Here is a 13,742-nt window from a genome sequence, read left to right as displayed (position 1 = left end):
TGGGTTTGTGGCTTAGAAAATATACAATATCAAGCCACTTTAGCTGTGCCTAATTTTGCTAATTGTTGCTATTCTAAGCTATTTCGGTGATAAAATAAATTATTGCGTTAAAAATAAAGCAACCTTGAGAGAACACAGTATAAGGTTGAACAGGGTAACCTATACAAAAACGCTGGATTATCAACGTCTAACATCCGTTTTGTTTCGATAAAGGACGCAAAGGCGCTTCAACGGTTTTGCAAACGATGGTCACGTGATGACCTTATAATCAATAAGGATATTCAGCAATAGCGAATGATACTTGAAATTCAGGCAATGTTCACTAACTTTCAGTACTTAAGCGTTATGTCTCTCATCGTCAATCAACAATCACCACTTTAGCGACAAAAGCGGTGATCTTTTATTATCCTAAACGCGTCTTTAGGCGATTAGCCTTCAAGCTCACTCCAGCGTTCAAGCTTGCTCATCATCTCCTCTTCGATGGCCAACAAGCGCTCACTGGCGGCCGTCGCGGCATCAAAGTCGGTGGTAAACCATGAGCCATCAGCCAGCTTGTCTTCTAGCGTCTTTTGTTCGGCTTCTAGCGCCGCGATTTCTTTGGGTAAGCTATCTAGCTCGCGCTGCTCATTGAAGTTGAGCTTTTTGGCGGCTTTATTTGGCTTTCCAGCGTCAGATTTATTGGCTGATTTTGACGCTTTAGTATTGCTAACGGGTGCTTTTGCGGCGCGCGCGGCTTCCTCACGGTTTTTTTGTATCAAGTACTCTTGATAACCGCCGACATACTCTTTGACGATGCCATTGCCATTTTCATCCGTATCAAATACCCAAGTGGAGGTGACCACATTGTCCATAAATGAGCGGTCATGACTGATCAGCAAGATGGTACCGTTAAAGCTGCTGACCGACTCTTCTAATAGCTCAAGGGTGGCCATATCCAAATCGTTAGTCGGCTCATCAAGCACTAATATGTTGGCAGGTTTTAATAATTGCTTGGCAAGTAATACGCGGTTGCGCTCACCACCTGATAAGGCTTTGACAGGTGTACGCGCGCGCTCCGGCGCAAATAAGAAGTCTTGCAAATAGCTCATGATATGGGTTTTTCGGCCGCCCACTTCGACAAAGTCAGAGCCTTCTGAGACGTTTTGCGCGACGCTTGCCTCAAGGTCGAGCTGATCGCGCAGCTGATCAAAAAAGGCAATTTGCAAATTGGTGCCAAGCTTGACGCTGCCGGTCTTGGTGACCTCGTCATCCGACATATCGAGTAGGGCTTTGATTAATGTGGTTTTGCCTGCGCCGTTAGGGCCGACAATACCGATTTTGTCGCCGCGCATAACAGTGGTCGTAAAGTTGTCAACCAGTACATTGCCATCATATTCAAGATGTAAGTTTTTGACTTTACAAACCAGCTTACCGCTTTTTTCGCCTTCACCCATGGTGATATTGACGTTGCCGACTTGCTCGCGGCGGTTTTTTCGCTCTTCGCGCAGGGCTTTTAGCTCGCGTACGCGGCCTTCGTTACGGGTACGACGGGCTTTGATGCCTTGACGAATCCACACTTCTTCTTGTGCCAGTTTTTTATCAAAATTGGCATTGTTTTTTTCCTCAGCAAGTAGCTGCTGCTCTTTTAGCTCTTGATAACGAGCATAGCCTTTGGCGCCTTGGGTGACGTCATAGCTGGTCAATTGACCACGGTCAAGCTCTACAATACGAGTCGCAAGCTTATCAACGAATGCTCTATCGTGCGTGACAAATAACAAAGTCAGTCCTTGCCAATCAAGCAAGAAGCGCTCTAACCACTCAATACTATCAACGTCTAAATGGTTGGTTGGCTCATCTAATAACAATACGTCAGGTTTGGTAACCAGCGCACGCGCGAGTAAAACGCGGCGCTTACGGCCTCCAGATAGCGAGGAGAGGTCGTCCTCTGGGTCAAGCCCCATGGTGGTGATTAGACGCATGGCATCACGTTCTAAGTCCCAGCCATGGACGGCGTCGATATCATGCTGCAAGGTCGCCATGTGCTCGCAAGCGTCCATGTCGCCATTGGCGCACATCTCCACTTGCTTATTATAATTGATCAGCAGCTCAGCTGTGCGGCGGCTACCGCCCATGACGATATCGAGTATGCGTCCGCTCGACTCGGGAACGTCTTGCTCGAGCATCGCAACGCGCATACTACTATTGGTGATGATCTCACCACTATCTGGCTGCAGCGAGCCATTGATCAGTTTAAATAAAGTGGATTTACCTTCGCCATTGCGGCCAATCAAACAAACGCGCTCGCCTGCATTGATCGAAAAATCAATACCATCGAGAATGGGGGCGACGCCAAAGGCTAAGTGAATGTCTTTTAGATGTATCAGTGCCATAGAATGTCTTAAGCTTATATAATAGTGAGGTAGGGGTTGTTGCAAAATTGCCAGCAGTATAACATGCCACCGCATCACTGTAGTGCGCGTAAGTGGTTTTATCAACACTATTTATTACTTTGCATAGTGGCGGCGATTTAATGTCCGTTATCAAAGGTGACTGGCTACTATTGACGCTGCTGCAAATATGCTGCCGCCGAGTCTATTCGACCTTCTACTTACCATTATTTAGAGAACAACATGAATCAATTCAAAGATAAAGAGGACGGGTTTGGTATGCAAGATGACTTGCAAGCCCAAGTAATCGATTTACAAACGAGCCTAGCGCATCTTGAAGTCACTGTCGAAAGGTTAAATGACGTCATCACGCGACAAGATAGGGATATTCATACATTGCAGCGTCAGTTACAACTGATTTATAAACAAATAGAAAATCAAGACTCAGAGAATGGTATTGCGCCATTTGATGTGATGGCGGATAGACCGCCACATTATTGAGATGGTAGAACTATTAAGAGAGTAAAAAAGTGACCTCAACAGTATTAAATAATCGCTATATTTGTACTTTTAGATAAAGATACTTTTTGGTGACTTTCTGGTCAGAATATAGAAATAATGTGTTTTTGCAGTTGTTTTCGTGTGACAAAATCTTTACTATCTTCACCCTCGGATGCTGCTTACTCATAAAAGTCGGGTTAAGTAGTGAAACAATGCGGATGTTTGGAGATATACAATGCGCGCAACTTTTCATTTAAAAACTCTCACAGTAGCTGTTGCTGCTCTATCTGTCGCTAGCGTTGCTAGTGCTGCTGGTCTTGATCGTTCAGGTCAAGACATCACCGCATTCTTACAAGATGGCACTTATGCAGAGACCGTCTATACTTATATCGACGCCGATGTAACGGGTGAAGATTCATCAGGCAACAAAATTGACGACATCGCAGAAGATTACGACTTTTTCCGTTATGGCGTAAAAACAGATATCAATGACACCTTTAGTATCGGTGTCTTATATGATGAGCCATTAGGCGCCGCAGCCGACTATACTGGTAAAAATGACTTCATTACCAATACTGATGCCGATGCTATCATCCAAGATTTTACAGGCAACCCTAATGTTACCGAAGCTTATGTTGATGATGTGTTGATACCGCAGTTGCAAGGCGCGCTCGCGCCAGGTAACCCAGGCGGTTTGACAGCTGAGCAACTAAAAGAGGCACAGGCTCAGCTAATCGGTCTAGAAGCCGCTAAAGGTCTAGCAGCAGTTGCAGGTGAAGAGACACAAGTTGAAGTACGTACCGAAAGTATCACGGGTATTCTTGGAATGAAGTTTGGTCAAAACAAAGAGTTCCAAGCATATGGTGGTCCCGTTGCTCAGCGTGTAAGAGCGGACGTGAAGCTGCGTGGCGATGCATACAGCTCAGCAAAAGGCTATACCATGCATATTAGCAATGACCAAGACTATGGTTGGATTGCTGGTATGGCATATAGCAAGCCTGAGATTGCGCTAAAAGCGGCGTTGACATATCGCTCTGAGATCAAGCATAGCGCAAAAGCGTTTGAATCTTTCCCTTTGGCCACCGCTGCTGGTGCCACTATCGGCGTTCCATTATCAACGACTAGACATGCTGATATCGAAATTAACACACCAGAGTCAGTTAACTTTGATTTCCAAACGGGTATCAATCCAACCACATTAGCCACTGCTAAAGTGCGCTGGGTACCGTGGAGCGACTTTGCTATCGTACCGTCGTTATACAACGATGTGAGTAAAGTTGCTACGCAAGATGATAAAGGCTTGGCATTAGTAAACTATGATAAAGACCAGTGGCAGGTAGAGTTAGGTCTTGCCAAACGTCTAGCACCAAAGTTTGCCGTTAGTGGTACCGTTGGTTGGGACAGTGGCGCTGGCAACCCTGTCACTTCACTAGGCCCTATCGAAGGCTATTATAGTGTCGGTCTAGGTGGTAAATACGACATCACAGAAAACTGGGCGGTGTCTGCAGGTGGTAAATACTTATGGTTCGGCGATGCTGATGGTCAAATTCCATCAAAGCAAGTTGTTAGCAAGTTTGAAGACAACGACGGTTTTGCGCTGGGTGTGAAGCTGTCTTATCAAGCAAAATAAGCACTAAATCAGTTGAGTTTTAAACTGAGATAAATGCTAAAAAAGCGATCCATTACGGGTCGCTTTTTTTTGGCAAAAACAAATAATATGGTCAGCTTTACTGGTGAATAAACATATGATTCTTTTATTTAGAGTCGACCATAGATGAGATTTCTGCTTAACCATAATGTCAAATAGCTAGTTAATACTTATCAGTCAGTGAACGATTGTTTTAATACTTTATTGTGCTATTCTTTATAAAAATGACGGCCTAAAACCGCTGACTTTTTTTACAAAAAAATTTTTATAAAATATATCTATTATAATCAATGAGATATAGTGGATCATATAAGGTGGTATATAGACGATAAGAAAGCGTTTGTGAGGTAAAAAATGCCACATTATTGGCTCAATGAAACAGTGGTGAATATTCTATTGACATAAATCCATCTTTGTAAAATCTCTAAAAGAGTATTGCTATAGTATAGAAGTTTAATTATGATACTGAAATCAGTTACGTTGTCTTACATAGCGGTAATGTCTGATAACAACGAAAGTGATGTTGCGTAAATCATCGTTACTTTCGACAGTTAAGTCGTTTGGCAAAGGATTCCATAGCATCGGCTGACGTTACTATTACAGGTCATTAGTCTGTATAGTCTTCGAGCTACTTGCCAGTTATTTTATTCATGGAGGATATCTAAGTGTCTCAAAATTTTCCTATCTCTAAACTTACCCTCGCTCTGATCACGCTATCAGCTGCTTCATTGACGCAAGCTGCTGGCCTCGACCGTTCTGGTCAAGACATCAAAGGCTTTTTTAATCCTGGTACTTATGCCGAGATTGATTACGCTTACATTGATACTGATGTTTCAGCCCATGATAATGCCGGTGCTATCACTACTCCAACTGGTGATATTAATAATGGCATTACTTCGACAGAAGAGGCTTATAGAAAAGGTAAGTCAACTGGTGATGCAACTCCAGATACATATAGTTTTATGCGCTATGGCGTCAAAACCGACATCAATGAGAACTTCAGTATTGGTGTGTTTTATGACGAGCCATTTGGTGCAGAAGTAGAGTACTCTGGCGATAGCACGTTTGTCTCTCAAGCAGGTAAGGATACTATTGCCGACTCATCAACTGGGACATCCGTTCCAAATGAGTTGATCAACTCTTCGGTACTAGACCCAGATTACGACAAAAATACCAACGTAAGTGTACACACTGAATCATGGACAGGTTTGATCGGTTATAAGTCCAATGGCTTTCAAGTCTATGGCGGTCCTGTGATGCAAAAGGTAAAAGCAGATGTGCACTTGCGCGGTCAAGCATACGGTCCGTTGACAGGCTACGATGCTAATGTGAATAGTGACACTGACTATGGTTGGGTAGCAGGTCTGGCGTATAGCAAGCCTGAAATCGCCTTAAATGCTGCCTTAACGTATCGCTCAGAGATTGACCATAAAACCCCAGTGGGAGAGAGAATACCTCTATTAGGGTCACCTCTACGAGATACAGCGTTAGGCAAGCTTGGGATTGATCCAGACTCTGCGCTTGGTCAGTCAATCGGTGAATATGCTACCACTGATGCGACAGTCACAACGCCTGAGTCTGTGAACTTAAATATCCAAACGGGTCTAAGTGAAAAGTATCAGCTATTAGGTACATTAGATGTACGCTGGGTACCATGGAGTGATTTTACCATCGTACCACCATTATACAATGCTTACTCTAAGGCTGCAGTTCCAGAAGGCTTGCCATTACTGTCTTATGAAAAAGATCAGTGGAAAGTCGATGTGGGTCTGGCTAAACGCTTTAACGAAAAACTGGCGGGTTCGGTCGTGGTTGGTTATGACTCTGGTGCTGGTGATCCGGTGAGCTCGCTTGGTACTATTGAAGGGTTCTATAGTATCGGTGGCGGCGTAAAATACAATGTCACTCCTGAATGGGCGGTATCTGTGGGTGGTAAATATCTGAAGTTTGGCGATGCGACTGGACAACTACCTAACGGTAGTATCGTCAGCAAAGCTGAAGACAATGATGGCTATATCGCGGGCGTAAAGCTGTCTTATCAAAGCCAATAAATTGTGATATCTCACTATCTGAAATCTAACTATAACGGCTTATCTAGCTTATGAGCCAGATAAGCCTACATCATGTCGATACATGTATTTAATTTTTAATAAATGAACGTTTGCGTCATGTTTTATCAGCAGGTAATCGCTGCAACAAATTGACTTTGCAAACTAAATTTGATTATCTATATATCGTACAGACCCATCCTATGTCGTACGAGTAGATAAAGGACTATCTATCAATCATCCATGGAGGAAGAAGAATGTCACCTAATCGTCATTCAATCTCAGCTGTATCAACCGCTAAAAAACTAAAAACTCCACTTAAAGCCAGTGTTGTCCTTTTGACGTCAATGATTTTGGCCGCCTGTAATACAACAGATGAGCCTTCTTATAATCTTGATGATGTCTTTAGCCCAATACCTGGTGCTACCGATAAGCAACTAGAAGAAGCGAAAGCTGAAGCCGAAAAAGCAAAACAGGAAGCTCAAGAGGCGAAAGAAGAAGCTGAAAAAGCAAAAAAAGAGGCTGCTGAGCAAATAGCTGCTGCTGAAAAAGCAGCTGAAGAAAAGGCGGCATCAGCCCTCAAAGCAAAAGAAGAAGCTGAAGCTGCTGCTGCTGCTGCTGAAAAAGCAAAAGCAGATGCCATTAAAGCAAAAGAAGAGGCTGAACAAGCATTAGAGGATGCATTAGCAGATGGGGGTGGTTCAGAAGCGCTTCAAAAAGAAGCTGATCGCAAGGCGAAATTAGCAGAAGAAGCGGCAGCTGCCGCCGACGCCGCTGCCGCTGCCGCTAATACTGCCCAGCAAGAAGCAGAGGCAGAAGCGACTGCAGCTGCAGCAGCACAACAAGCTGCGCAAGATGCAGCATCAGCTGCTGAAATTAAAAACGCGCCTCAAACTACTAAGTCAGGCGTCCAGCACATCAGCATCAATGCCACTGGAATAGGTCAAGGTATGCTGACCACCACCACACGTGACTTCGACATCACTGATGAGACTGAGGTTGACGCTCGTGCAGACACAGCTTCAGGCGGCTTGGTTTCTGATCCAGTAACACTAAAAGTTAGTGGTGATAGCGATGCAGAAGTAGCAGGCTCTAATGGCTTCAAATCGTTTGAAAATACTACCAAAGTTGTCACAGCTTCATTGGGTGAGCAAGACTTAGTCTATACCTCAACCTACAAAGACTTTAGTGATGATTTAAGAGTTGCCCATATTGATGGTGCAGCTGCTGGCCTGCTGCCAGTCAATGGTGTCGCCGTAGTAGGTAATGCGACTGAAGCTGCTAATGTGCCAACAGAAGGTAAAGTGGGCTACACAGGTGAAGCAACTTATCGCGCATTGGGCACAGACAGCAAGGTTGAGTTTGGATCTTCAGTATTCACGGCTGACTTTGTGGCCAAAAACGTAAAAGGCGATCTAACCTTTAGTGATAAAACAATCGGTCTAGAAGGAACTATAGACGGCAATAAGTTCTCAGGAACTAAAGACGGTTATAACGCTGATGGTGGCTTCTACGGTGGTGATGCTCAATACTTAGGTGGTGTTTACGAAGGTAAAGGCGCTCAAGGTACTTATGGAGCCAAGAGTGACAATCAAATCGCAGCTGAGCAGGCAGCTAAAGATACAAAAGCGCAAGCAGAAGCTGCTGAAAAAGCGTTAGCCGCTGCCCAAGCAGAAGCGGCGGAAGCTCAAGCTACTGCAGAACAAGCTCAAGCTGATGCGGTAAAAGCGAAAGAAGCTGCCATTAAAGCACAAGAAGCGGCTGATAACGCTGGGAGTGGCGGCGATGATCAAGCACTGCAAGATGCTTTAGACAGAGCAGCCGCAGCAGAAGAAGCGGCGAAGAAAGCTAAAGAAGACGCAGATGCAGCAATCCAAGCAGCAGCAGATAAAGCGCAAGAAGAAGTTAAAGCGGCACAAGATAAAGTAACAGCGGCTCAGTCAGAAGCGAGTGCAGCTAAAGCGAGTGCAGCCGCTGCTGTAGCCGCCGCAGAAGCAGCCGAAAAAGATGCCGCTGCTAAAATAGCCGCTGCAGAGTCAGCCGCCGCAGAAGATGTAGCAGCAGCTGAAAAATTGGCAGAAGAAGCTAGATTAGAAGCTGAAAAGGCAAAAACTGCTAAAGAAATAGCTGAAAAAGAAGCACAAGAAGCAGAAGACAGAGCAACTGCAGCAGCTGAAGCACAAGCAGCAGCTGAACAGAAAGCTCAAGAGCTGCAAGAACAGCTAGATGCGTTAACGCCAAAATTTGAGTCTGCAGCTGAAGCTGAGCAATCAGGTGTACAGCATTTATCTGTTGATGCAAGTGCATTGCAGATGGGCGTCAAAACAACCACAACGCGTGACTTTGAAATCCGTAGCACCTCAGATGTCGATGCTCGTGCTGATTTGGCGCTTACAGGTGTTCTCCCAGGGCCTATAACCATTCAGGTATCAGGTGACAATGATGCTGAAACGGAAAATGGCTTCAAAGCTTATGAAGGTACTGGAAACGTAACTGGTGAAGGTGATTTGGCTTACATTGCAACTTATAAAGACTTTGGTGCTAACGGTGAGATGCGCATTGCCCATATAGATGGCACAGCAGCCAATGGCGCTGTACCTGTAGATGGTGTTGCGGTAGTGGGTAATAAGACAGCGACGCTACCGACAGAAGGTACGTTTGAGTATGCTGGTGATGCTACCAATCGTAAAGTTGGTGTAGACAATGCGATTGAATACGGTAGCTCTAAGTTCACGGCTGACTTCGTCAATAGTAAAGTTGATGGTACACTGGAGTTTGCTCAAGCTGGCGAAATTGGGCTATCAGCAGATATTACTGGTAATGAATTCTCAGGTACTGCAGCTGATGAGAGTGGCTACAATACTGAAGGTGCTTTCTACGGTGAAGATGCCAACTTTATTGGTGGTATCTATGAAGGTAATGGCTCACAAGGTACCTTTGGTGCAGAGAAAGATGGTACAGCCGCTAATCCAGTTGAGCCAACTGAGCCACTTCCAGAAGCGCCTACTAACCCAGATGTAGCGGCAGATACTGAACTTACTGGCTTCCAAAGCAATACATTAAGTAGTGCTGAGGGTAGCTTCACAGAAGATGCTATCGGTTATGCAGAAATTCGTGACGACAAGTCTGACTTTACAGAAACGGTAGAGGTAGATGGGTCAAACGTTCCAGTAGATAATCGTGAAGGTAATAACTTTACGAACTATGATAGTTTTATCGCTCGTGCCGATATGACAAAACCTGACTCTGTTAAAGAGCAAGTTTCGATAAACATTAGCGGTGATAATGATACTGATTATGGTAGTGGATTTAGTCTTCATACAGAGTCTACAACGGTTCAAGGGCCTGTAGCACTAGATCTAAACTATTCATCTGTGTATAGAAATTTTGATTCACAGATGCAGATTGGTCATGTTTACGGTGATCCCAATCAATCCGTCCTAGGTGATCTGGCACGAGTGTCTACTGTTTATGTACAAGGTAATGGTACTAGTCTTGACGACATGCAGTATATGAAAGAACTCGCCCAGTATAACATCGATAACAACATCAATGATGGTATGGTAGCGTATAACGGTGTCGCCACTTATATGGAAAACCTCCATCTGAAAGATGGTGAGCGTGGTGGACCAGTGGTTAATGGTACTTCTGCATTCGATGTAGACTTTGTTAATAGCAAGCTTGAAGGTACATTAACATTTGCAGATGGCGATTATCAGTATATGCCTACTGGCAACAAAATTGATATCAATGCAGATATCACTGGTAATACCTTTGCTGGTAATGCAAATAATATCGATACTGCTGGAGGATTCTACGGTGAAGATGCTAAATTCTTAGGTGGTGTTTATCAACAAGCTCTAGAGCAAGGCGGTAAAGGTGCTCAACCAGGAGAAGGTACAACCTTCCAAGGTACTTTTGGTGCAGAAAAGCAATAAATTAGCCTATTAGCTCAGAATAAAAAAAGCGCCTTCGGGCGCTTTTTTTTGTTTATAAAAACTATAAAAGTACTACTTAATAATAAACTTAAGTTTTCAATTTTATTGATTTTATAAAGTATCTAATACACCATATTAATCATAATGGTGGTAATACTTTTTAAGTATTGCGGTAAATTTAACTAAGTATTATTGTCTTTAGAAATATTGTTTTTCTGCTTTTAAAGTAATTGGGTAGAAATTAATAAATAAATGAGATCTTAATAAGTTTATTTTTTATCAAAAAATATTGATTGTATATTTTATATAATATATTTATGGTTAATATAACAAAGTTTCGTTATTTACCCCAAAGTATTGATTTTTATATATTTTTAGTTAATATATTTTTATAAATATTGTAACTAATAAATGATGAGTGATATGAATATGTAATATTTAAATTACTATCATTGGGTCTGCCAGGAATGAGTATTTTATTAACTTTAAATAAAAACTGATTCAAAACATATCGTTTAAAAGAAATAAGAAATTAATTGGTAACAAAAGGTTACATTATTCATAATTGTAGACATATTTATTGACTTTTTATAAGTGATTTGTTTATCTATGCGTGGCACTAGATATTTGTTGTGCCTATTATGGATAAATAATGGACTGTTATCAATTCTTCATGGAGGAAGACGAATGTCACTTAACCGTCATTCAATATCTGCTGTAGCGACAGCAAAAAAACTAAAAACGCCGCTGAAAGCTAGCGTCGTTATTTTAACCACTGTAATCCTAGCATCATGCGCTAGTGATGGTGGAGACAGCACCACGCCCAAGCCATCCCCTACAATACCTAAAGATGATAGTGGAACTGCAGGAGGATCAGAAACTGAGGGTAGCGGCGTTGATACTGGCAGTAATGCGCAAGCAGAGGCTGCGATCAAAGCCGCAGAAGCCAAAACAAAAGCTGCAGAAGATGCCTTAAAACAGGCAAAGGCCAAAACGAAGGCTGCAGAAGACGCACTTAAAGCTGCTGAGATGAAATTTGGTGTCGAGTCACAAAAGGCGGCAGAAGCGTCACAAAAGGCGATTGATGCAGCAAGATCAGAGGCAGCAAAAGCGAAAGCCGCAGCAGAGGCCGCTAGGGTAGAAGCAGTTGCAAAGATTGAAGCGGCGGCACAAGAGGCTGAAGGTAAGATAAAAGCTGCTAAAGAGGCGGCAGCTAAAGAAGCCGTAGCTAAAGTGAAAGTTGCTGAAGCTAACGCAAAAGCTGCTGAGGCCCGTGCAAATACGGCAGAAGCCAAAGCTAAAGAGCTACAAGATTTGTTGGCATCAGAAACGGCTGCCAAAGAAGCCGCTGAGGCAGAAAAGAAAACAGCCGAAGCTGAGACTAAGAAAGCTCAGGACAAAGTTAAAATAGCAGAAGAAAAGGCCGCCGCCGCTATAAAAGCCGTTGCAGCTGCAAAAGCTGAGGCAGATAAAAAGATTGCAGCTCTAAAAGAAGCAACAGCCAGCCAAGTTGCTGTCGCTGAAAAAGAAGCGACAGCGGCAAAAGAAGCGCTTAAAACTGCAGAAGCACAAGCAATTGTAGCGGCAAAAGCAGCAGCGAAAGCGGCAGCTGATGCAGCATCAGCAGCAGCTAAAGAGGCCGCAGCCAAACTCGAAGCAGTCAAAAGTGCGTCAGCAAAAGAAATTACTGCTGCAAAAAAAGCAGCCGCAGACGCTAAGGCACGTGCTGATAAAGCAGTCAAAGACGCCGCTGATGCCCAAAAACGTGTAGAAGAAGCGGAGGCGATTGCTAAATCAGAGGCTGATAGAGCAGACTTAGAGGCTTCGCGAAAGGAACAGGCGATAAAGCAAGCTGAAGAAGCAAAAGCAGAGGCATTAAAGGCTAAGGATGAAGCAGTAAAAGCAAACAAAGAAGCAGCAGATTCTAAACAGTTAGCCGAAAAAGCTAAAGCGGACTTAGAAACTGCCGAAGCAGCTCTGGCTAAAGCTGAGAAAGACCTAGCAGAAGCGTTGGCAAGTGGAGGTAATCCTGAAGCGCTACAAGCAGAAGTAGACCGTCGCCAGGCCGCCCTTGATGCAGCCAATGCCGAAGTGATCGCTACCCAGCAAGCTCAAGCGGAAGCTCAGGCCGCAGCAGAGGCGCAAATTGCAGCCGCTCAGCAAGCCGCTCAGGATGCCAAAGATGCCTTAGCTGCCTCTCAAATCAAGAACGCTCCTGAAGCCGCTAAGTCTGGGGTTCAGTCATTGAATATCAATGTAACCCCACTAAGTAAAGTTTATAACACCACCACCCGTGACTTTGAAGCAACGGATAATAGTATCGTAGCCCGCGCAGACATCGCTTCAGAATCAGAACCAGGCAAAGGTGATGGACTATTAGGTAAAGTTGGCGTCACAACATCAGGTAATGCTGACACAGCGCTTGCGAATGGCTTTATGAGTCATGCTGACAGTGCAGAAGTTTCTGTTCCAGCCTTGGGTCAGACATTGCCTCTAACGTACACCTCAACGTATAAAGACTTTGGCGATGACATGCGCATCGGTCACATTGATGGCAAAGCGGTCTTTAGCGGTGCAGAGCTACCTGTGAACGGGGTTGCCGTAGTCGGTAATGCCACTCAAGCTGAGAACATGCCAACCGAAGGTAGCGTAGGCTACACTGGTGATGCCACTTATCGTCAGCTTGGCATAGATAATGACATCGAATTTGGTAAATCAGTTTTTACCGCTGACTTTGTTGCCAAAAATGTGAAAGGCGACCTTACCTTTGATAATGCTGGTAAAATTGGTCTTACTGCTGATATCAACGGCAACCAGTTCTCAGGTACTGCTGCTGATAATGCTGGTTACAATACTGAAGGTGGATTCTTTGGTGGAGATGCTCAGTATCTAGGCGGTGTTTATGAAGGCAATGGCGCTCAAGGTACTTATGGTGCTAAGAGTGACAAGCAAACTGCCGCTGAACAAGCAGCACAAGATGCTCAAGCTCAAGCAGATGCTGCTAACCAAGCACTGACAGCAGTTCAAGCCCAAGCCGACGCTGCCCAAGCTGCTGCCGAAAAAGCCCAAGCAGACGCTGCTAAAGCACAAGAAGCCCTAGCAAAAGCGGAAGAGAACTTAGCAAATGCCGGTAATGGTGAAGACCTGCTCGCGGCTGCACTAGAGCGTGCAGCTGCAGCCGAAGCAGCCGAAGCTGCTGCTTTAGAAGCGGCAACCAAAGCGACAGCAGCTAAAGAGGCTG

6 protein-coding genes are annotated in these 13,742 nt (G+C 44.2%); 5 read left to right on the top strand and 1 reads right to left on the bottom strand.

All coding sequences use genetic code 11. The features are described 5' to 3' along the window. Positions 1-428: 428 nt before the first annotated feature. Positions 429-2,369, bottom strand: coding sequence for an ATP-binding cassette domain-containing protein (locus C6W44_RS00030; protein ID WP_105243728.1), 1,941 nt, complete (start codon positions 2,367-2,369; stop codon positions 429-431). A 240-nt stretch (positions 2,370-2,609) separates the two neighbouring features. On the opposite strand from C6W44_RS00030, the gene C6W44_RS00025 reads away from it, so the two are divergent. From C6W44_RS00025 to C6W44_RS13335, 5 genes are all read left to right on the top strand, one after another. Continuing rightward, positions 2,610-2,867 carry a SlyX family protein gene (locus C6W44_RS00025; protein WP_105243727.1) on the top strand — a complete coding sequence of 86 codons (258 nt, stop codon included), beginning with the start codon at positions 2,610-2,612 and terminating at the stop codon, positions 2,865-2,867. Positions 2,868-3,102: 235 nt separating this feature from the next. Continuing rightward, positions 3,103-4,497, top strand: a complete 1,395-nt coding sequence (locus tag C6W44_RS00020; RefSeq protein WP_105243726.1) for an outer membrane protein transport protein — start codon at positions 3,103-3,105, stop codon at positions 4,495-4,497. A 683-nt stretch (positions 4,498-5,180) separates the two neighbouring features. Beyond that, the gene (locus tag C6W44_RS00015; RefSeq protein ID WP_105243725.1) at positions 5,181-6,566 is read left to right on the top strand and encodes an OmpP1/FadL family transporter; all 1,386 of its coding nucleotides are present in this window, start codon (positions 5,181-5,183) and stop codon (positions 6,564-6,566) included. 254 nt (positions 6,567-6,820) lie between these two features. Then, a complete protein-coding gene (locus C6W44_RS00010; RefSeq protein ID WP_105243724.1) occupies positions 6,821-10,501 on the top strand; it encodes a transferrin-binding protein-like solute binding protein in 3,681 nt (1,226 codons plus the stop codon). A 687-nt stretch (positions 10,502-11,188) separates the two neighbouring features. Then, positions 11,189-13,742: transferrin-binding protein-like solute binding protein (locus C6W44_RS13335; protein ID WP_158676679.1), on the top strand; the 2,554-nt coding region annotated here is incomplete at its 3' end.

Origin of the sequence: Psychrobacter sp. Marseille-P5312 (assembly GCF_900291405.1) — a bacterium.
GTDB classification, from domain to species: domain Bacteria; phylum Pseudomonadota; class Gammaproteobacteria; order Pseudomonadales; family Moraxellaceae; genus Psychrobacter; species Psychrobacter celer.
Note: the sequence above shows the minus strand (reverse complement) of the source record. Positions and strands in the feature narration are given on the sequence as shown.